Genomic DNA, 20,097 nt, shown 5'->3' on the forward strand with positions numbered 1-20,097 from the left:
CAAGATTTCAAACCGTTCGGCGCAGCCATGGGGGAAACGTGGCACGCCGGCAACGGGGTGGCATCATGGATAACGTAGAGCGGTCATTTGCCGCCGCGACAGCGGCTGGCTTCGTGGTGCTGGTGATCGGCCTCGTGCTGCTGGCGCTGCTGTAGGGCACGCGGACGGCGGCCGGGCCCCGCGACGATCGGGCGGGGCCTGCGGCCATTCTCGAAAATTGGGAAAACAACCCCATGCACAGTCGGGGGCATGGGAGTTTCGCTGATCCTTCAGTAGCTTAGCGGTAGTGTTTGGATACCGTTGCGTTCGCCCCGCGAGCCTGACGCGTCTTGCGACGGGGCGATTCTCGCCTTGCCGGAAGTGAGCGATCGCTTCTGCGGCCGGGGCTCTAGTGGATCTTGATGTCGTCGAGGGGAAGATGAAGCTCGCTGGCGCGCTCTTCGCGATCCCTCTTGCGAAACTCGTTTTCCTTGCGCTCGAACTTGATCAGCTCCTCATGCGCCGCCTCCAGCAGCGGATTGCGCCTGATCGTTTCGCGGTGCTTGTCTTCGGTCATGACTGAAGTCCCCAGAGTTGCGGTCTCACCCTGGAGAAGGCCGGAGACCGCGAAAAGTTCGGTGCCAGAGGATTGCGGAATTATGACGGCGCAAGGCAGCTCGCCCTTGATGCGCGTCAGCCTCGGTCCGAAAGGACGTCGCGGCTGCGCGGCTATTTCGGCGGTTGCAGTCCGGGGGATTTGACCCAGTCGTGCAGATGATTTGCCATCTCGGCTTCGCGCGCCTTCTTGAGCAGGGCGTCCCTTTCAGGGCCGGGCGGAAGCCGGGAGGCGTCCTCCTTGACCTGTTTCACCCATGCGGAGAGCCGGTCTTGAAGGGTCAGTTGCTGCTTGAAACGTCGTCGCTTGATCATGGCACGCCCCTGTCCGCGCGAGCACGGCGGGAGCGCCATCGGCTTCTCGTCACCGGGAGCAGCCGGGGTCCGTGCGGTGATGATGGATTAGGATCCATAAAAGGAACGGCGTCTGTTCAATTGTGCGCACAGGACGCTCCGAGAGTGAAAGGCCCGGTGCTGTCCTGATTGGGACACCCGCAGAGGGGAAATGGGACACTCCTCCCATTAAGGAAAAAGTGGCAATTCCACTTGATTCTAAGGCAGGGCCGAATCTACTTTCGGTCTCGCCGGGGCTGGCATTTCAGCACGAACATTCATTGCAACCGGCAAGGGGCTACCGCACAGGTGGCCCCTTTCGATTCCGACACCCGCAGAGTGGGATTAGGGCGCAATGAGGAGGGACAATGAGGCGACCTACACGTGGTCGTTTTCATCGTCACGGCCCGTGATGACGACGTTGCGGACACAAATCAGCGGGATCGCGAAGGCAATTCAAAATGAAAGAAGCCGCCAACCGAGGCGGCCTTGCTTCACGGAAAAACGCCACCCGCCTAATCTGTGTCGCGGGCAGCGGCTTCCCAGCCCCGGGTGGGTTTGCAAAACCCCGGTGGGTTAGGAATTGCACATCCTCATCATGTGGTCTGAGCAAAATTGCTCACACTGACGATCCATATTCCCGCCCGCAACGTGTTCCGTTGGGTCCAAATTCCTTGATCCACCCAAGGGTCGGGCACAAAACGAAAGCCGGTACTGGCCGAAATAGGCCACTCGCAAATGCAAAATAGGCCAGTCAACTTGCCCGCCGCCCCCATTGCTGCGTTCGAAAGATTCGGCGACTCAACCACAGGCGGCTATAAACGTGTAGTTGTTCTGGGGAGGCGTGGGCATTGCTTGCCGGAGACGATCTTTCAATCGTGCTGTTTTTTATTGGTACGGGCGTTAGCTTTGGGTGCGCTGGAATGAGTGCAGCCGGTTGGAAGCACCCAGCCTTAATTTCCGGACTATTCGGGATTGCAGCTATATGCATGGCTCTTGGGATGGCTTGGAACGCCGTCAAAGAGGCCTCACCTCCAGCAATTACTGGCGCGATTCATCAAATCGCGACAAATCCCGTGTCGTGGTTCGCGATTTTGGTTCTGACCGCGGCGGCATCAATCATGTTGCCTAAGCGAAAAACAGATCAACAAATGATTCCTCAGCTTGAGAAATCAGAGGGCATCGAACAAGCCAATCCAGTCGGGGTTAAACCTGCTGTGGCGGTGGCCGCCCAGAGGATATTTATTGACGCTAGTCCCGAATTTCTGCTCAACCTGTACAAAGATAAGACGTCGCTCCAAGGCGACGCGTTGGCGGCCAATTATTTAGGAAAATGGATATCCGTCACCGGCGAGGTTGCCGACATTTCCGAAATTATGGGCCACTACATCATCGTCATTCTTTTCGTCAACCGTAAGATGGTCTCGGCGACGTTCCTGACGGAATTCAGAGACCACATCTCTCATATTACGCAAGGCGCCAAAATCACGGTTCGAGGAGAGCTTCACGCGATAGACACTATCAGCGTCAAAATTAGACAATGCGAGCTGGTTAGCTAAGACCGCGCTTATGCGCGGCCACCTTGAATTACCACGAACTTCCGGCGCCGATCTGGCGGGGTCTCCGTGGGCAGCGCGGGCGCCACAGCGAGCGCAGCATCCACAAGCTGCGCAATGGTCCAAGCCCTGTCGGCCAGCCCCAGTGCCTTCGCTGGGGTCGTGCGCAGGGCTTCATGGACGCGGCACAGATTGTAATGCGCAACGTACAGCGCGACGGCGGCAACGTGGTTGTCCAGCTTCTTGCTAAAGCCGTTCGTGAGGCGGGTGAACCGACGCGACGCCATGCGCAGCGAAAGGTTCTGGCGTTCAACGTAGCTGGTTGAAACGTACTGCTCGGGATCGCCCGATACTACGTCACGGCTTACAGCTACTACGGCGGCGGGCGAGTAGCGGCCCTGCGCTTCCTTTACCAGATGGGTTACGCTGTAGGTCTTTACGATCACGCCATGGGAAGCGTCCGGGCCGAAGGCGTCGCGGATTGCTACCCGGTAGGGGTGGAAGCCGTCCGTGCTGATCTCCGGCTGGCCGATCACGCGCTGGCGCAGGTCGTGTAGGAAGTCCATCGTGCTTTCGGCATTCCGCTTGCCGACGCCCCAGCTAATGATTGCCTTCTGCGTCCCGGCCATGCCGATGAAAACGTACTGATCACCCTTGGCGTTGATCTCGTGACGCTGGACGTTCTTTTGCTTCTTGCCGACGAAGCTCCAAAGCTCGTCAAGTTCAAGGCGTTCGGTGCGGACGCCGACCATGATGCGGTCGTGCAGCTCCATGCAGCCCATGCCGACACGGAGGGCCAGGCTGGCGACGGTGCCACGGTTGACGCCGGTAAGACGCGAGGCGGTACGGATGCCGACGCCCTCGCAAAGGGCGGCAATGACTTCAACTTGCTTATCTCGGGACAGGACGTTCATGAGGGCGCAATCCTCGTTTTGGATTGGCCCCGGCGGACTCTAGAAAATACGCCTTCCAGGGCGTATATTCTGATTTGGTCGTCCGGCCCGGGGCGCAATCTCGGGTTCGATGGCTAGGGATCGGCAGCGTTCCAGCGCCGTCGGTCCCGCTAATTCTCGGCTGCCCTGCCGGGATTAGAACCCGGACCTCTCCGCGTGTAACAGCGAGCGTCCTACCATTAGACTACAGGGCACCTTTTCGAAGCCGCATCGTCCAACCGATGCGGCTTTTTTGTTTGTATGTTTCCAATCCCAGCAAGTCAAGCAATGTTTGGTTTTGTGAGTGGATTTACGACTAGAATGGTATCTCTATTTTTGGTGGGAAGATTTCCACACAGGTGGCCTGTGGATAGAATAGTAACGCTTGATTGAGGTTTGGTATCGTGCAATAAAAAGGGCGCGCAGGATTCACGGTCCTAGCGCGCCCTATGTCCTCACCCGGTCAAGAGCAGAGGAGGTTGCGAAGAAGATGACGGTCCAACAAGCGAGTGGGGGTCCGTGACCCCTTATGACCCGCCTACAAGGGCGTCTTTGCTTTGTGCCGCTTCGCAACGGCACTCTTAATCCTATAGCACATAGGTGCGTTGGGAGCAACAAATGTCTGACGAATCTAAGGGAATCGACCCTTACGAGACGGTCTTGGCTGATCTCTACGCGAAGCGCGATCAGATTGCGCAAGCTATTGCCGCCATTGAAGGGCTGCGCGGCGGCGCCATGGGCGGCAGTTCTAATGCCGGTGGCGCTGCTCCGTCGGGAGGGGCTTCAAAGCCGAATAATGGCTCTCTGGATCACCCCGGGGCTCTCCTGGGCATGTCTATCGTTGACGCGGCGAAAGCCCTACTTGCACACAAGCGAACCCCACTAAAGAATCCCGATTTCGCCGCCATGTTCAAGGCTGGCGGCCTTCACATGAACTCTAAAGAGCCCGCGAACACCATTGGATCGGTGCTGACCCGTCGTATGACTGAGGTTGGTGACGTGGTGAGAGTGGGGCGCGGGACTTGGGGCCTGAAAGAATGGTACCCAAACCGAAGCTTCAAGGTGAAGGACGACGAAAAGAAGGACGATAAGAAGCCTCAACAAGAGCCCGGGAAGATCGGGCTTGATGCCGCGCTGGAATAAGAAAGAGGCCGCCCAATGAGGCGGCCCATCGGTTATGGCAAAGCACAGTCCCTCCAAAAACCCTGATTTGATTATCGGGCCGCTGCCGGTGGCAGCGGTCAATAAGACGTTGGGGACGGAGATTGATGCAGGAGATGTCATATTGACCCGGGGCGCTCAGCGCCACGCGAATAAACGCCACCCCCAAGACTATCCTAAGTGTTTGCCGCACCTTGCAAGTGTGATCGCGAACCCCCGCTATATCGGAGACGATCACAACAATAGCGGTATCGAGATTTGGGGGTATGTAGCAGCTCTTGGAGCGCTGGTTTTAGTCGCGGTCGAATTGGTTCCCGACGAAAACGGCTGCTATCAGATATCAAGTTTTTATATGGTGTCTGAGAAGAAGGCTAACGCCAGGCGATTGAAGGGTTTCTTGAAGGTCGTGGTAGTCTAACTGAAAAGGGCTCCGATGCAGATCGGAGCCCTTTTAGTATACTTTCGGGAAATTAGATTTGCTGGGATGCCCACACCCAGATCTCTTCGCCGATTGCTCGACTACTTTGCCTGACGAACGTTCGATCATCAGGCGCGTGAGGAGGCCGTTCTCACCTCAAAACTCGCTTCCCGTTGGACAACCCTCGCATAGCGGTTTTGTTTCCGCAAGGCTGAAGTAGCCCAAAACAGTGACACTTTGGTTACTTTTGCCGGGGAATTTGTGCCAAAAGTCCGGCTTCAGGTTCGATATAAGGATGAAATCTCGGAATTCCACCCCGAAACGGACCTATTTGCAGGTCCCTGCAAAGTTACCCTCCGAGGTAACGGACTGGGTGAGACACACAGGGGGCCGCCAACTGAGGCGGCCTTACTTTTTCGGAGGAGGCTCTAGCCTGCTAGCAAGCAGCAACCACGCCTCAGCCGAGTTTTGGAGCGCCGTCTTTCGGCGGCCAATATTACGCTCAGCCTGCGCTAGCTGTTCGGCGGCCTTCTGTCTGCATTCGTCCGCGGTAAAATTCATGCCGCGATTAGATCTACTTCGGCGCGGCTTGTCTGGTCAAAACAGGACACCATGCTGAGGGGGGGGTCAATGCTCCTTGCGGAGCTTCCTGATAAGCGCCTTTTGATCGTCGATATGCTCTTGCACGACCTGCCGAGCTTCGTCGGTCCGCTGATCGTCCGCGGGCTTCTTCTGTGGCGGACCCTCGTTGCTCATCGTTGCATTCCATCAGCGTTGATCCGGTAAGGATTGATTCACCTCAACGATTTGAGTTCCGTTTTCAAATCAGGCCACTCCCAAAATCAAACTAGGCCACTGCGCTCGGAAACAGGCCACCGCCACGAAAGCCCAAAAGAACATATTGCGAACCTAGAACAAATAGGGTACATTGCTTTTGTCGACGAGCCGCCTCGCAACCGTTTGTCCCTCACGCGAATCCTCGCCATAAGGAGCACGACCCAATGTCCGCCACTGCCCTGCGTATCGTCGAAGGATCTTCCATGGACAAGAGTAAAGCTCTGGCCGCCGCGCTCTCTCAGATCGAGCGCCAGTTCGGCAAGGGCTCGGTGATGAAGCTCGGCAAGAACGATCGCTCGATGGATGTCGAGGCGGTCTCGTCCGGGTCCCTCGGGCTCGATATCGCGCTCGGCATCGGCGGCCTGCCCAAGGGGCGTGTCGTGGAAATCTACGGGCCGGAATCCTCAGGCAAGACGACCTTGGCGCTGCACACGGTGGCGGAAGCGCAGAAGAAGGGCGGCATCTGCGCCTTCATCGACGCCGAGCACGCGCTCGACCCGGTCTATGCCAGAAAGCTGGGCGTCAACATCGACGAGCTCCTGATCTCGCAGCCTGACACCGGTGAGCAGGCGCTGGAAATCTGCGACACGCTGGTGCGCTCGGGTGCGGTCGACGTTCTGGTGGTGGATTCGGTCGCGGCCCTGGTGCCGAAAGCCGAGCTCGAGGGCGAGATGGGCGATGCGCTGCCGGGCCTGCAAGCGCGGTTGATGAGCCAGGCGCTGCGCAAGCTGACGGCCTCGATCAACAAGTCCAACACCATGGTGATCTTCATCAACCAGATCCGCATGAAGATCGGTGTGATGTACGGCTCGCCCGAGACCACCACCGGCGGCAACGCGCTGAAATTCTACGCCTCCGTCCGCCTCGACATCCGCCGCATCGGCGCGATCAAGGAGCGCGACGAGGTGGTCGGCAACACCACCCGTGTCAAGGTGGTGAAGAACAAGCTGGCGCCGCCCTTCAAGCAGGTCGAGTTCGACATCATGTACGGCGAGGGCGTGTCCAAGATGGGCGAGATCCTCGATCTCGGCGTCAAGGCCGGCATCGTCGAGAAGTCAGGCGCCTGGTTCTCCTATGACAGCCAGCGCCTCGGCCAGGGCCGCGAGAACTCGAAAGCGTTCCTGAAGGCCAACCCCGACATCACCGCCAAGATCGAGACCTCGATCCGCCAGAACTCCGGCCTGATCGCCGAGCAGATCCTGGCCGGCACGCCGGAGCGCGACGCCGACGGCGAGGAGCCGGCGGACGAGTAAGTCTTAACGCGAAGGTTTTTCGCGAGGAGCGGGCGCTGAAGACGTTGAGTTGCCGACGTCGTCAGCGCCCGTTTCGTTTTGCATGAGAGGGGCCTGCCGACCATGAAGCGCGTGATCCTGACGAGTTCGTCCGGCGTCAGCCTCGCGCTCGCGGATCGTGCTGACTTGGTCATTCCCTTCATCTATCGCTTCGTTTCGGGGCCACTTCCGTCAGCTGGCCATCTCAACGGTTATCTCGCCTGGCGCGAGTCCAGGACATGGTACGATGAGATGCACTGGTCGGATTGCGTTCCCGTCCGCTATTCGCTCCTTCTCAGGCGACAGGATCGAGCTGGCGCGTTGCTCTGGGTCTGCGAGAATTACGGGGTCGATGTCATCGAACTGTGGTTCGACTCCGAACCAAACAGTCAATTGCAGCTGGTCTGGATCCTCGATTACCTGCGTTCCAAACCACCATCCGCCACTGAGAAGCTGCGGTTGCGACATGTCGATTTCGACCTGCGCGGAGCCGACCCAGCCGCGCTTCGTCTGCGCGACGTGCAGGAGTTCGATCTGGCAGAAAGCGATTTTGCGATCGCCAGCATGGCCTGGGAGGCTTACCGTGCGCCGACGCCAGAGCTTTGCGCCGGGCTGCTCGGCAGACAGCTCGGCAGTTTGCGTTTTCTGAAGCCTGCCATGGAAGACCTGCTCGCAGAGTTGCCTTCAACGACGGGACTGGGGGCGACCGAGACGCGGCTTATCGAACTCATCGCAACAGGGCACAATCGTACCGATGAACTATTTCGGCCGGGTGCTCTGGGGACGGGGATGTTCGATCGATGGGAGTTGGGCGCGCTGCTCGAAGGACTTGCATTCGGCCCTGCGCCAGCGATCGCGGGTCTGGACGCCAAGCTGGCGACACTCGATCCGGACAACGCGCGCAGTCGCAACGCCGCCTATCGCCGGAGCCGCCTGTCGCTGACCGAATTCGGCAAAGCGGTTCTGGAGGGCCGGGAGGATTTCCGCCGTCATAATCCGATCAGACGCTGGTGGGGCGGCACGCTCCTCACCAACGAACGGCTCTGGCGTTGGGATGGGCAAAGGCGAGTGTTGGTTGCGCCTTAGGTCGGGACCGTAGGATCGTAGGGTGGGCAAAGGCGCGCAAGCGCCGTGCCCACGATCTTTCACCGCATATGGAGGTGGCGGGCACGCTTGCGCTTTGCCCACCCTACGAAACCTCCGTCGTGTCCTACTCCGCGGCTTGCGCGTAATCGCTCACCGGCGGGCAGGAGCACACGAGGTTACGGTCGCCATAGACGTTGTCGACGCGGCCCACCGGGCTCCAGTATTTATCGGTGCGCGAGCTGCCCGCGGGGAAGCAGCCCTCGGCGCGGGTGTAGGGGCGATTCCAATCGTCGCCCGCGATGTCGTGCACGGTGTGCGGGGCGTGGCGCAACGGCGAGGCTTCGATCTTGAAGCGGCCGGCTTCGACCTCGGCGATCTCTTTCCGGATCGCGATCATGGCGTCGCAAAAACGATCCAGCTCGGCCTTCGATTCCGATTCGGTCGGCTCGATCATCAGCGTGCCCGGCACCGGGAAGCTCATGGTCGGCGCGTGGAAGCCGTAATCGATCAGGCGCTTTGCGATGTCGTCCACGGTGACGCCGCTTGTCGTCTTCAACGCACGCGGGTCGACGATGCATTCATGCGCGACGCGGCCCCTGGCGTTCTTGTAGAGCACCGGGAAGTGCGGATCGAGCCTTGCCGCGATGTAGTTGGCGTTGAGGATTGCGATCTCGGTGGCGCGCTTCAGGCCTTCGCCGCCCATCATCAGGATGTAGATGTAGGAGATGGTCAGGATGGAGGCCGAGCCGAACGGTGCGGCCGAGACCGGGCCGACAGGCGCGTCGCCTTGCGTCGCCGGATGACCGGGCAGGAACGGCGCGAGGTGTGCCTTGACGCCGATCGGGCCCATGCCGGGGCCGCCGCCGCCATGCGGGATGCAGAAGGTCTTGTGCAGATTGAGATGGCTGACATCGGCGCCGTAATCGCCGGGCCTGGAGAGGCCGACCTGCGCGTTGAGGTTGGCGCCGTCGAGATACACCTGGCCGCCATGGCCGTGCACGATGTCGCAGATCTCGCGAATGTGCTCCTCGAACACGCCATGGGTCGAGGGATAGGTGATCATGACCGCGGCGAGGTCGTTCGAATGCTTCTCGGCCTTGGCGCGGAGATCATTGACGTCGACGTCGCCGTTCTTCTCGCAGGCGACCACCACCACGTCCATGCCGACCATCGCGGCCGAGGCCGGATTGGTACCGTGGGCGGAGGAGGGGATCAGGCAGATCTTGCGATGGCTTTCGCCGCGCGAGGCATGATAGCCGCGGATCGCGAGCAGCCCGGCATATTCGCCCTGCGCGCCGGAGTTCGGCTGCAGCGAGATCGCGTCATAGCCGGTGATGTCGCACAGCCATTTTTCCAGCCGGGCGAACAGCGCGTGATAGCCCTTGGCCTGCTCGCGCGGAACGAACGGATGCAAGCTCCCGAACTCCGGCCAGGTCAGCGGCATCATCTCGGTGGTCGCGTTCAGCTTCATGGTGCAGGAGCCCAGCGGGATCATCGCGCGGTCGAGCGCGAGATCGCGGTCACTCAGCTTGCGCATGTAGCGCAGCATCTCGGTCTCCGAGCGATGCGCGTGGAACACGGGATGGGTGAGGAAAGCGGTGGTGCGCTTCAACTCGTCCGGCAGCGCTTCGCGCGTCTCGGCATCGATCTCGGCATAGGCGAGCTTGCCGCCGAAGGCGCGCCAGACCGCTTCGACCGTCGCAGGCGTGGTGGTCTCGTCGAGCGCGATGCGCAAGGCGGGGGCGCCGACGCCGAGATTGATCTTCTCGGCAGCCGCGCGCGCGACGATCTCGGCGCGCTTGGCGCCGGCATCGACGCTGAGCGTGTCGAAGAAGGTGTCGCTATCAGGCGCAAAGCCGAGCTTGCGTAAGCCGGCCGCGAGCACGGCCGCGCGGCGATGCACGTTGCGCGCGATCTGCGTCAGGCCCTCGGGGCCGTGATAGACCGCATACATCGAGGCGATCACGGCGAGCAGCACCTGCGCGGTGCAGATGTTGGAGGTCGCCTTCTCGCGGCGGATATGCTGCTCGCGGGTCTGCAGCGCGAGGCGATAGGCCGGCATTCCACGGGAGTCCACGGAGAGGCCGACGATGCGGCCGGGCAGCGAGCGCTTTAGCGCATCGCGCACCGCCATATAGGCCGCGTGCGGTCCGCCATAGCCCATCGGCACGCCAAAACGCTGCGCGGAACCGATCGCGATGTCGGCACCCAGCTCGCCGGGCGAGGCGAGCAGCGTCAGCGCCAGCAGGTCGGCGGCGACGATCGCGAGCGCGCCCTTGGCCTTCAGTGCGGCGATTGCGGGCCTGAGGTCGCGCACTGCGCCTGACGAACCCGGATATTGCAGCAACGCGCCGAGTACATCGGCCTTGTCGAGATCGGTGAGGGGATCGCCGACGACCAAACTCCAGCCCAGCGGCTCGGCGCGGGTGCGCATCACGGCGAGCGTCTGCGGGTGCACGTCCTTGTCGACGAAGAAAGCCTTTGCCTTCACCTGCGAGTGCCGCTCGGCCAGCGCCATGGCTTCGGCGGCAGCGGTGGCCTCATCGAGCAGCGAGGCGTTGGCGACGTCGAGCCCGGTGAGATCGCAGATCATGGTCTGGAAGTTGAGCAGCGCTTCCAGCCGGCCCTGGCTGATCTCGGGCTGGTAGGGCGTGTAGGCGGTGTACCAGGCCGGATTTTCGAGGATGTTGCGCTGGATCACCGCGGGCAGGATGGTGCCTGAATAGCCCTGGCCGATCAGCGAGGTGAAGACCTGGTTCTGGCTTGCGAGCTCGGTCATATGCGCGATCGCCTCGGTCTCGCTGAGCGGCTTGCCAAGGTCGAGGGGGGCGGCCTGCCGGATCGAGGCCGGCAGCGTCTCCGCCATCAAGGCATCGACGCTCTTTGCGCTGACGGTTTCGAGCATTGCGGTGACGTCGCGCGCCGAGGGGCCGATATGGCGGCGAACGAAACTTGCGGCGGTGTCGCCGTTGGTCTTGCGGTGCGCGGTCATCGCTTGCTCCATCGTCCTTAAGCCGTATGTGCCTTGTAGGCGGCTTCATCCATGAGACCGCCGAGCTCGCTCTTGTCGGCAATCCTGATCTTGAAGAACCAGGCCTTGCCCTGCGCGTCCGAGTTCACCAGCGCCGGCTCGGCGGCGAGCTCGGCATTGGCCTCGAGCACCTCGCCGGCCACGGGCGCGTAGACGTCGGAGGCGGCCTTCACCGATTCCACGACGGCGGCGGCTTCCGCCTTCTTCAGCGCGCGGCCGACCTTGGGCAACTCGACGAACACGACGTCGCCGAGCTGCTGCTGGGCATAGTCGGTGATGCCGATAGTGGCGACATCGCCGTCGATGGCGAGCCATTCATGGTCGGAGGTGTACAGCGTCGTGGTCATTGTCTCGTCCTCAGCGTTTGTAGGTGTTTTTCACGAAGGGCATGGCGGCGACTGCGAGCGGCAGTCGCTGGCCGCGCACCTCGGCGAACAGTTTGGTGCCGAGCGCGCTCAGGTTCGTGGGCACGTAGCCCATCGCGACCGGCGCATTCAGGCTCGGGCCGAAACCGCCCGACGTGACTTGTCCGATCGGCTCGCCTGCCGTCTCGTCGGCAAACAGCAGCGCGCCCTCGCGCACCGGGGCGCGGCCGAGGGCGAGCAGGCCGATGCGGCGGCGGGATGCACCACGATCGAAATGGGCCAGGATCTTGTCCGCACCCGGAAAGCCGCCGGCGCGCGCGCCGCCGGTGCGGCGACTCTTTTGCACCGACCATTCCAGCGCCGCTTCGACCGGCGTCGTGGTGGTGTCGATGTCGTGGCCGTAGAGGCAGAGCCCGGCTTCCAGCCGCAGGCTGTCGCGCGCGCCGAGGCCGATCGGCAGCACGTCCGGATTTTCCAGCAGCATCCTGGCGAGGCGCTCGGCATCCGCAGCGGGGACGGAAATCTCGAAACCGTCCTCGCCAGTGTAGCCGGAGCGCGAGACGAAGCAGGCAATATCGGCAACCATGCGCGGACCGGCATCCATGAATGTCATGGACGGCGCCTCTGCACATAATTTCGCCAGCGCCGTCTCCGCCTTCGGGCCCTGCAGCGCGATCAGCGCGCGGTCGCCAAGAGAATCGATGACGCAATCGTTCGAGAGATTCGCGCGCAGATGCGCCTCGTCTTCGGCCTTGCAGGCGGCGTTGACGACCAGGAACAGGTGGTCGCCGAAATTGGCGACCATGAGATCGTCGAGAATGCCGCCATCTTCATTTGTGAACTGGGCGTAGCGCTGCCGCCCCGGCGCGATCGCCACGATATCCTGCGGCACCAGCCGTTCCAGGGCGCGGGCGGCGTCCTCAACCTTGCCGGACTTCGGCCGGAGCGCGAGCTGGCCCATATGGGAGACGTCGAACAGGCCGGCGGAGGCCCGGGTATGGAGGTGCTCCTTGAGCACGCCCGCGGGGTATTGCACGGGCATGTCATAGCCCGCGAACGGCACCATCTTGCCGCCCAGGGAGACATGAAGCCCGTGAAGGGGCGTACGTTTCAGGGAGTCTTGGTCGTGCGCTAGCATCTTGGAGGGCCCTCGGCGGTTCCCCGGGGACGATTCCCCGACGGACACCAGTCGAAGCCCCATCTGTCGCTGTGCCTGAGAGTATTATCCCGTCGGCGGACGCAGTCCGGGTCTAGACCCGTCGGCGCCTCTTTCCAGATGCTGTCAAAGCCACGCGGTCCTTTTGCCTGAGAGTTTCCGGGGCGGTTGCTCCTTCGGCGCCGGCTGCCTAAAGCCGGTCTCTCCCGACGTGGCCGTACGATACAGATGGGTACAGACCACAGGGCGGCCAAGCCTGTCAACGCGACTTCCGTGCCTTTCAACCGGATTGCGCTGATGTGGCAACCCTATGATCTCCTTGCACAGTTTCTGGACAGCGAAGCTGGCCTTGTCTAAAAGCGCTTTGGCCCGCAGATATCAGCCTTAACGTTACGGTTTTGATGGCGAGAAGCGGGTCCAAGCACACCCGATTGGATGAACATGAGCGGCGTCAACGAGATCAGGTCGACCTTTCTGAACTTCTTTGCCGAGAACGGCCACGAGATCGTGTCGTCCTCGCCATTGGTGCCGCGCAACGACCCGACATTGATGTTCACCAATGCCGGCATGGTGCAGTTCAAGAACGTCTTCACCGGCGTCGAGAAGCGGCCCTATCAGCGCGCCACCACCTCGCAGAAATGCGTGCGGGCCGGCGGCAAGCACAACGACCTCGACAATGTTGGCTACACCGCGCGCCATCTCACCTTCTTCGAGATGCTCGGCAACTTCTCGTTCGGCGACTATTTCAAGGAGCGGGCGATCGAGCTCGCCTGGACGCTGATCACCAGGGAGTTCGGGCTCAAGAAGGACAAGCTGCTGGTCACCGTCTACCACACCGACGACGAGGCGGCAGGCCTGTGGAAGAAGATCGCGGGCTTCTCCGACGACCGCATCATCCGCATCCCGACCTCGGACAATTTCTGGGCGATGGGCGACACCGGCCCGTGCGGCCCGTGCTCGGAGATCTTCATCGACCGCGGCGAGCACATCTGGGGCGGGCCTCCGGGCTCGCCGGAAGAGGACGGCGACCGCTTCCTCGAATTCTGGAACCTGGTGTTCATGCAGTACGAGCAGGTGACGAAGGAGGAGCGCGTGCCCCTGCCGCGTCCCTCGATCGACACCGGCATGGGCCTGGAGCGCATGGCCTGCATTCTGCAGGGCGTCGAGAGTGTGTTCGAAACCGATCTGTTCCGCCATTTGGTCGATGCGACGTCGTCCGCGCTCGGCAGCGGGCCGAACGAGCAGACCGTGGCCTCGTTCCGCGTCATCGCGGACCATCTGCGTTCCTCGGCCTTCCTGGTCGCGGACGGTGTGCTGCCCTCGAACGAGGGCCGCGGTTACGTGCTGCGGCGGATCATGCGCCGCGCGATGCGCCATGCGCAGCTGCTAGGTGCGAAAGAGCCGCTGATGCATCGGCTGGTCTGGGCGCTGGTGCGCGAGATGGGCCAGGCCTATCCCGATTTGATGCGCGCGGAGAATCTGATCGAGGAAACGCTGCGGCTGGAAGAGACCCGCTTCCGCAAAACGCTGGTGCGCGGCCTTGCCATCCTCGACGAGAGGAGCGCGTCCCTGAAGAAGGGCGACATGTTCGACGGCGACGTCGCCTTCACGCTCTACGACACCTACGGCTTCCCGCTGGACCTGACGCAGGACGCGCTGAAGTCGCGCGGCATCGGCGTCGACCAGGCCGCGTTCACCGACGCGATGGAGCGCCAGAAGGCCAAGGCGCGCGAGTCCTGGAAGGGTTCTGGCGAGGCGGCTTCCGAGGCGATCTGGTTTCCGCTGCGCGAGAAGCTCGGTGCCACTGAATTCCTGGGCTACGAGACCGAGAGCGCCGAGGGCGTGGTGTCCGCGCTGGTGAAAGACGGCGCCGAGGTGACGAGCCTCAAGACCGGTGACACGGGCGCGATCGTGCTGAACCAGACGCCGTTCTACGCGGAGTCCGGCGGCCAGGTCGGCGATACCGGCGTCCTCACGGGCGAGGGCGGCATCAAGTTCCGCGTCGCCGACACCCAGAAGAAGCTCGGCGATTTCTTCGTGCATGTCGGCACCGTCGAGAGCGGCGAGCTGAAGCTCGGCACCGCGCTGCAGCTCGAGGTCGATCATTCCAGGCGCTCCTCGATCCGCGCGCATCACTCGGCGACGCATCTCATCCACGAGGCGCTGCGCCAGGTGCTCGGCGATCACATCGCCCAGCGCGGCTCGATGGTCGCGCCCGATCGTTTGCGCTTCGACTTCGTGCACCCGAAGCCGATCACGGCGGAAGAGCTTGCGCGCATCGAGGACATCGCCAACGACGTGGTGCTGGAAAATGACGAGGTCACCACCCGCGTGATGGGCGTCGACGAGGCCCGCGAGGCCGGCGCGCGCGCTTTGTTCGGTGAAAAATACGGCGACGAGGTCCGCGTCGTCTCGATGGGCCGGACCGCGCGCGAGCGTGGCGCCAACGCGCTCGGCTGGTCGGTCGAGCTCTGCGGCGGCACCCATGTGCGGCGCACCGGCGACATCGGCCTGATCACGCTGACCGGCGAGAGCGCGGTTGCCTCCGGCGTGCGCCGCATCGAGGCGCTCACCGGCAACTACGCGCGAAAACACGCCAACGAGACCATGGCGCTGGCGAAGACCGCGGCAAACGAGCTGCGCACCTCGCTCGACGACGTGCCGGCGCGCATCACCGCGCTGATGGAGGAGCGCAAGAAGCTCGAGCGCGAGCTCTCCGACGCCCGCAAGAAGCTGGCGATGGGCGGAGGTGCATCCGCGAGCAACGGCGCAGCCGCGGGCGTGCGCGAGGTCGGCGACGTCAAGCTGATGGCGCGTGCGGTCGAGGGCATCGAGATGAAAGATCTCAAGAGCCTGGCCGACGAGGCCAAGAAGCAGATCGGATCCGGCGTGGTCGCCATCGTCGGCGTCACCGAGGACGGCAAGGCCGGTGTGGTGGTCGGCGTCACCGCCGATCTCGCCGCGCGCTTCAACGCCGTGAACCTGGTGCGCATCGCCTCCGAAGCGCTCGGGGGCAAGGGCGGCGGCGGCCGGCCCGACATGGCGCAGGCCGGCGGCCCCGACGGGGCCAAGGCGACCGAGGCGTTAGCTGCGATCGAAAAAGCCATGGCCGGCGCTTAAGGATCATGCGCCCCAGTCCGCGCGGACATGGGCTTCCCGATCCCAATATGAGGGATCGCCTCTATGAATTGCTGGAGCACGATCCGCTGGCCTATTCAGTCGGATCGCGCTTCATCCAGATCATCATCGGCGTCATCGTGCTCAATGTGGTCGCGATGATCCTCGCCTCGGTGCCGGAGCTGGACGCTCAGTTCGGCACGCTGTTCGCGGCCATCACCATCCTGTCCGTGATCGTGTTCGCGCTGGAATATGCCGCGCGGCTGTGGACCGTGGCGGGCCACACCCAGCGCAAGGCGTCCGCGCTGTCCGACCGGCTCGGCTACGCCTTCTCGGCGCTCGGCATCATCGATCTCATGGCGTTTCTGCCGGCCGTGATCGTGCTCGCCACCGGGGGGCATGCGACGCTGGCGGCCCTCGGCGTGCTGCCGTTCTTCAAGCTGATACGGTACTCCCCGGCGATGCGCTCGCTGCTTGCCGCCGTGCATGCCGAGCGGCGGGCGCTGATCGGCTGCATCGTCATCCTGATCGGCGCGGTCCTGACCTTCGCCTCGCTGCTCTACGCCATCGAGCGCGACGTGCAGCCGGACAAGCTCGGCACCATCCCGCAGGCGATGTGGTGGGCGATCGTGACGCTCGGCACCGTCGGCTATGGCGACGTCGTGCCGGTGACGCCGCTCGGCAAGCTGATCTCCACATTCGCCATCATCAGCGGCTTCGCCATGATCGCGCTGCCGGTCGCGATCATCTCGACCGCGTTCGCCGAAGAGGTGAAGCGGCGTGATTTCGTCGTCACCTGGGGCATGCTGGCGCGGGTGCCGCTGTTCTCGCATCTGTCGGCGGCGGAGATCGCCGACATCATGCGGCTGCTCCGCGCGCGCACCATCGAGCAGGGCGAGATTCTGGTGCGGCGGGGCGATGTGGCCTCGTCGATGTATTTCATCACCGCCGGCGAGGTCGAGATCGCGCTGCCGAGCCAGCATGTGCGGCTCACCGACGGCACTTTCTTCGGCGAGATCGCGCTGCTGCACAAGACAAAGCGCAGCGGCACGGTGACGGCGATACGAAAGACCCGGCTCCTGGTGCTCGACGCCCAGGACTTTCACGCCCTGATCGAACGCATGCCGACGCTCGCCGACCACGTTCACACCACCGCCAAGGCAAGGCTTGCCGACACCGGCGATCTCGCGCTGGCGGAACTGGCGCAGGGGGACGAGGGAGGCCGCTGAAGCGGTCCGAAAAAGCAAACGGGCCGCGCTGTCGCGCGGCCCGTGATGTCCGGCCCAGTCGGGCGGAATTGCGGACGGCTTAAGCCGCCAGCTCCTTGGTCAGGTTCTCGGCGACCTTGTCGAGGAAGCCGGTGGTCGAGAGCCAGCGCTGGTCGGCACCGACCAGCAGCGCGAGATCCTTGGTCATGTAGCCGGCCTCGACGGTGTCGACGCAGACCTTCTCCAGCGTGTTGGCGAACTTGGCGAGCTCGGCATTGTTGTCGAGCTTGGCGCGGTGGGCGAGGCCACGGGTCCAGGCGAAGATCGAGGCGATCGAGTTGGTCGAGGTCTCCTTGCCCTTCTGGTGCTCGCGGTAGTGGCGGGTCACCGTGCCGTGGGCGGCTTCGGCTTCCACGGTTTTGCCGTCGGGAGTGAGCAGGACCGAGGTCATCAGGCCGAGCGAGCCGTAGCCCTGCGCGACCGTGTCGGACTGCACGTCGCCGTCGTAGTTCTTGCAGGCCCAGACATAGCCGCCGGACCATTTCAGCGCCGAGGCCACCATGTCGTCGATCAGGCGGTGCTCGTAGGTCAGGCCCTTGGCCTCGAATTCCTTCTTGAACTCGCGGTCGTAGATGTCCTGGAAGATGTCCTTGAAGCGGCCGTCATAGACCTTCAGGATCGTGTTCTTGGTCGAGAGATAGACCGGGTAGTTGCGCAGCAGGCCGTAGTTCAGCGAGGCGCGGGCGAAGTCGATGATGGAGTCGTCGAGATTGTACATCTCCATGGCGACGCCGGCGCCCGGAGCCTTGAACACTTCCTTCTCGATCACGGTGCCGTCCTCGCCGACGAACTTCATCGTGAGGGTGCCCTTGCCGGGGAACTTGAAGTCGGTGGCGCGGTACTGGTCGCCATAGGCGTGGCGGCCGATGATGATCGGCTTGGTCCAGCCGGGAACCAGACGCGGCACGTTCTTGCAGATGATCGGCTCGCGGAAGATCACGCCGCCGAGGATGTTGCGGATGGTGCCGTTCGGCGACTTCCACATCTGCTTGAGGTTGAATTCCTTCACCCGGGCTTCATCAGGGGTGATGGTGGCGCACTTGACGCCGACGCCGACCTTCTTGATGGCTTCGGCGGCGTCGATGGTGACCTGATCGTTGGTGTGGTCGCGGTATTCCATGCCCAGGTCGAAGTAGAGCAGCTCGACATCGAGGTACGGATTGATCAGCTTGTCCTTGATGTACTGCCAGATGATCCGGGTCATCTCGTCGCCATCGAGCTCGACGACGGGATTGGATACCTTGATTTTTGCCATGATCGGGGAAGCCTCTTGGGAACGGCGCTTTCGGCGCGCCACGGGAATATCCGCCGCCTCTTAGCACCGCCGGGCGGCGGGCGAAAGCCAAGGGATTATGCACTTTTAGCTCATCCAGCTTGCCGGGATTGGGGGGCGGGCGGCGGCTCTCGCCCGGCCGCCGGGGGCACGTTCCCTGCGATTTCAAAAACCGAATCTAACCCCGTTATTTCCCTTGAGAATTTTGTCAGGACAGGCAAACGACAGGCGAACGGGACGAGGCCGTCGGCAAGCGGCGGCTTGAATCAATTCCCAAGGCGGCCTTGCCAAGGCCTTGAGACGTAGAGTGAAAGCGAAATCAGATGTCGGGGACTGACAAGAGCAAGGCGGGTTTGTCCCTCGACGGTCCCATCGTCATCCTGGTCGAGCCGCAGCTCGGTGAGAACATCGGCATGGCCGCGCGCGCCATGGGCAATTTTGCGCTAGGCGCCTTGCGCATCGTTAACCCCCGGGATGGCTGGCCCAACATCGCGGCCCAGCGCGCCGCGGCCGGCGCCGACCATATCCTGGAAAGGGTCGAACTGTTCGACACGGTTCAGCAGGCCGTCGCCGACCTCGACCTGCTGTTCGCCACCACGGCGCGCCCCCACGACCAGGCCAAGCCCGTGGTCGGGCCGGAGGCCGCGGCGAGCGAGATCGCCGGGCACGTCGCGACCGGCGGCAGGTGCGGCATCCTGTTCGGCCGCGAGCGCTGGGGGCTGACCAACGAGGAGGTCGGGCTCTCCAACCGCATCATCACGTTCCCGGTCAATCCAGGCTTCGCCTCGCTCAACCTCGCCCAGGCGGTGCTGCTGGTCGGCTATGAATGGTTCAAGCGGGCCACGTCAGGCGAGCTGCCGCACGCCATGCCGGAGCGCTCCGAGCGTGCCTCGCAGCACCAGATGCAGGCCTTCTTCGACAATCTCATCCGCGAACTCGACAAGGTGGAGTTTCTGCGACCTGCCGAGAAGCGCGACACCATGCTGGTGAACCTGCGCAACATCTTCAGCCGGATGGAGCCGACCAAGCAGGACATGCACACCCTCCATGGAGTCGTCATGGCGATCGCCGAGGGGCGCAAGGGCCCGGCCAAGGGCGGCGTGCTCGACGGCGAGCAGGCCACGCGCCTGCGCGCGCTGCTGGCCGAGCACGGCCAGGGCGGCGGTGTGCCCGACAGTGGCTCGACCGTGCGCGGCCTCGCCCGCCTGCTTCGCCGCAACCCGACTGATGCCGAGCGCCTGCTCTGGCAGGCCCTGACTCGCGACCGCCGCTTTGCAGGCCAGTTCAAGCGCCAAACCCCGGTGGGGCGGCACATTCCGGATTTCGTCTCGTTCCCGCATCGGATCGCGATCGAGCTGGTCAACCCGGGCGAGGGCGAGGCGATCGCAGCCGACCGCGCGGGGCGGCGGACGTGGCTGGAAGCGCGGGATTATCGGGTGCTCGACATTCGCGCTGCAGATGTGGAGCGGGATCTTGAGGCGGAGCTGGTGCGGCTGCAGAGGATGATGGCGGAAAACACAGACATTCCGTAGGGCAAGGAGTTCGCGCGCCGTCGCAACCCACTGTTTGTACCGCCAGTTGATGCAGACGTGTTGAGTTGTCCTGGCGAACGGCACTTGAGCGCGGTCCAAAGGCCATCCGTCCCATTGATACATGTCAAGGAACATGGAACCCCCCTCGCTACGCTTTGGGGCAGCAG

The 20,097-nt window shown here is 62.9% G+C and carries 15 protein-coding genes, 1 tRNA gene and 1 riboswitch; of the genes, 8 read left to right on the forward strand and 8 right to left on the reverse strand.

Translation table 11 applies throughout. The features are described from left to right. Positions 1-388 precede the first annotated feature (388 nt). Together RX330_RS14155 and RX330_RS14160 are read right to left on the reverse strand one after the other, a co-directional pair. Positions 389-556 (reverse strand): hypothetical protein, encoded by a 168-nt coding sequence (locus RX330_RS14155; RefSeq protein ID WP_212081637.1) that lies wholly within the window; start codon positions 554-556, stop codon positions 389-391. A 152-nt stretch (positions 557-708) separates the two neighbouring features. Beyond that, complete coding sequence (locus RX330_RS14160) at positions 709-909, reverse strand: hypothetical protein (RefSeq protein ID WP_212081635.1); 201 nt, start codon at positions 907-909, stop codon at positions 709-711. A gap of 869 nt (positions 910-1,778) precedes the next feature. Between RX330_RS14160 and RX330_RS14165 the strand changes: the two genes are divergently transcribed. After that, positions 1,779-2,486, forward strand: a complete 708-nt coding sequence (locus RX330_RS14165) for an OB-fold protein (protein WP_317243389.1) — start codon at positions 1,779-1,781, stop codon at positions 2,484-2,486. 8 nt (positions 2,487-2,494) lie between these two features. On the opposite strand, the gene RX330_RS14170 is transcribed toward RX330_RS14165, so the two are convergent. Both RX330_RS14170 and RX330_RS14175 read right to left on the reverse strand, forming a co-directional pair. Beyond that, positions 2,495-3,397 (reverse strand): transposase, encoded by a 903-nt coding sequence (locus RX330_RS14170; protein ID WP_317243390.1) that lies wholly within the window; start codon positions 3,395-3,397, stop codon positions 2,495-2,497. A gap of 160 nt (positions 3,398-3,557) precedes the next feature. Beyond that, positions 3,558-3,630 (reverse strand) — tRNA-OTHER (locus tag RX330_RS14175). A gap of 403 nt (positions 3,631-4,033) precedes the next feature. On the opposite strand from RX330_RS14175, the gene RX330_RS14180 reads away from it, so the two are divergent. The 4 genes from RX330_RS14180 to RX330_RS14195 all read left to right on the forward strand — a co-directional run bounded on the left by RX330_RS14180 (position 4,034) and on the right by RX330_RS14195 (position 8,188). Then, positions 4,034-4,558 (forward strand): winged helix-turn-helix domain-containing protein, encoded by a 525-nt coding sequence (locus tag RX330_RS14180; protein WP_317243391.1) that lies wholly within the window; start codon positions 4,034-4,036, stop codon positions 4,556-4,558. A 34-nt stretch (positions 4,559-4,592) separates the two neighbouring features. Then, complete coding sequence (locus RX330_RS14185; protein ID WP_317243392.1) at positions 4,593-4,994, forward strand: PBECR2 nuclease fold domain-containing protein; 402 nt, start codon at positions 4,593-4,595, stop codon at positions 4,992-4,994. Positions 4,995-5,995: 1,001 nt separating this feature from the next. Next, the gene (recA, locus tag RX330_RS14190; RefSeq protein WP_212081633.1) at positions 5,996-7,084 is read left to right on the forward strand and encodes a recombinase RecA; all 1,089 of its coding nucleotides are present in this window, start codon (positions 5,996-5,998) and stop codon (positions 7,082-7,084) included. A gap of 102 nt (positions 7,085-7,186) precedes the next feature. Further along, a complete protein-coding gene (locus tag RX330_RS14195) occupies positions 7,187-8,188 on the forward strand; it encodes a hypothetical protein (protein ID WP_317243393.1) in 1,002 nt (333 codons plus the stop codon). A gap of 124 nt (positions 8,189-8,312) precedes the next feature. On the opposite strand, the gene gcvP is transcribed toward RX330_RS14195, so the two are convergent. From gcvP to gcvT, 3 genes are read right to left on the reverse strand one after another with little or no spacing between them, the layout of a single operon-like run. Continuing rightward, positions 8,313-11,180 carry an aminomethyl-transferring glycine dehydrogenase gene (gcvP, locus tag RX330_RS14200; protein WP_317243394.1) on the reverse strand — a complete coding sequence of 956 codons (2,868 nt, stop codon included), beginning with the start codon at positions 11,178-11,180 and terminating at the stop codon, positions 8,313-8,315. Between the two features lie 17 nt (positions 11,181-11,197). Beyond that, positions 11,198-11,566: a glycine cleavage system protein GcvH gene (gcvH, locus tag RX330_RS14205; protein WP_317243395.1), complete on the reverse strand. Its 369-nt coding sequence runs from the start codon at positions 11,564-11,566 to the stop codon at positions 11,198-11,200. A gap of 10 nt (positions 11,567-11,576) precedes the next feature. After that, positions 11,577-12,722: a glycine cleavage system aminomethyltransferase GcvT gene (gcvT, locus tag RX330_RS14210; protein ID WP_317243396.1), complete on the reverse strand. Its 1,146-nt coding sequence runs from the start codon at positions 12,720-12,722 to the stop codon at positions 11,577-11,579. Positions 12,723-12,868: 146 nt separating this feature from the next. Further along, positions 12,869-12,959, reverse strand: a riboswitch (glycine riboswitch). A gap of 222 nt (positions 12,960-13,181) precedes the next feature. Here gcvT and alaS point away from each other — a divergent pair. Continuing rightward, on the forward strand, positions 13,182-15,860 hold the full coding sequence (alaS, locus tag RX330_RS14215; RefSeq protein WP_317243397.1) for an alanine--tRNA ligase: 2,679 nt from the start codon (positions 13,182-13,184) through the stop codon (positions 15,858-15,860). A gap of 5 nt (positions 15,861-15,865) precedes the next feature. Next, entirely contained in the window at positions 15,866-17,086 is a 1,221-nt protein-coding gene (locus RX330_RS14220; RefSeq protein ID WP_317243398.1) for a cyclic nucleotide-gated ion channel, read from the forward strand. A gap of 79 nt (positions 17,087-17,165) precedes the next feature. Here the strand turns inward: RX330_RS14220 and RX330_RS14225 are convergent, their stop codons facing one another. After that, complete coding sequence (locus RX330_RS14225) at positions 17,166-18,380, reverse strand: NADP-dependent isocitrate dehydrogenase (protein ID WP_212081618.1); 1,215 nt, start codon at positions 18,378-18,380, stop codon at positions 17,166-17,168. A 341-nt stretch (positions 18,381-18,721) separates the two neighbouring features. On the opposite strand from RX330_RS14225, the gene RX330_RS14230 reads away from it, so the two are divergent. After that, positions 18,722-19,930, forward strand: a complete 1,209-nt coding sequence (locus RX330_RS14230; RefSeq protein WP_317243399.1) for a TrmJ/YjtD family RNA methyltransferase — start codon at positions 18,722-18,724, stop codon at positions 19,928-19,930. Positions 19,931-20,097 lie beyond the last annotated feature (167 nt).

The organism is Bradyrhizobium sp. NDS-1 (assembly GCF_032918005.1).
GTDB classification, from domain to species: Bacteria; Pseudomonadota; Alphaproteobacteria; order Rhizobiales; family Xanthobacteraceae; genus Bradyrhizobium; species Bradyrhizobium tunisiense.

Bases quoted from the DNA above. Each gene is read 5' to 3' on its own strand.
- RX330_RS14155 (WP_212081637.1), bottom strand. From the start codon at position 556: ATGACCGAAGACAAGCACCGCGAAACGATCAGGCGCAATCCGCTGCTG.
- RX330_RS14160 (WP_212081635.1), bottom strand. From the start codon at position 909: ATGATCAAGCGACGACGTTTCAAGCAGCAACTGACCCTTCAAGACCGG.
- RX330_RS14170 (WP_317243390.1), bottom strand. From the start codon at position 3,397: ATGAACGTCCTGTCCCGAGATAAGCAAGTTGAAGTCATTGCCGCCCTT.
- RX330_RS14180 (WP_317243391.1), top strand. From the start codon at position 4,034: ATGTCTGACGAATCTAAGGGAATCGACCCTTACGAGACGGTCTTGGCT.
- RX330_RS14185 (WP_317243392.1), top strand. From the start codon at position 4,593: ATGGCAAAGCACAGTCCCTCCAAAAACCCTGATTTGATTATCGGGCCG.
- recA (WP_212081633.1), top strand. From the start codon at position 5,996: ATGTCCGCCACTGCCCTGCGTATCGTCGAAGGATCTTCCATGGACAAG.
- RX330_RS14195 (WP_317243393.1), top strand. From the start codon at position 7,187: ATGAAGCGCGTGATCCTGACGAGTTCGTCCGGCGTCAGCCTCGCGCTC.
- gcvP (WP_317243394.1), bottom strand. From the start codon at position 11,180: ATGACCGCGCACCGCAAGACCAACGGCGACACCGCCGCAAGTTTCGTT.
- gcvH (WP_317243395.1), bottom strand. From the start codon at position 11,566: ATGACCACGACGCTGTACACCTCCGACCATGAATGGCTCGCCATCGAC.
- gcvT (WP_317243396.1), bottom strand. From the start codon at position 12,722: ATGCTAGCGCACGACCAAGACTCCCTGAAACGTACGCCCCTTCACGGG.
- alaS (WP_317243397.1), top strand. From the start codon at position 13,182: ATGAGCGGCGTCAACGAGATCAGGTCGACCTTTCTGAACTTCTTTGCC.
- RX330_RS14220 (WP_317243398.1), top strand. From the start codon at position 15,866: ATGCGCCCCAGTCCGCGCGGACATGGGCTTCCCGATCCCAATATGAGG.
- RX330_RS14225 (WP_212081618.1), bottom strand. From the start codon at position 18,380: ATGGCAAAAATCAAGGTATCCAATCCCGTCGTCGAGCTCGATGGCGAC.
- RX330_RS14230 (WP_317243399.1), top strand. From the start codon at position 18,722: ATGTCGGGGACTGACAAGAGCAAGGCGGGTTTGTCCCTCGACGGTCCC.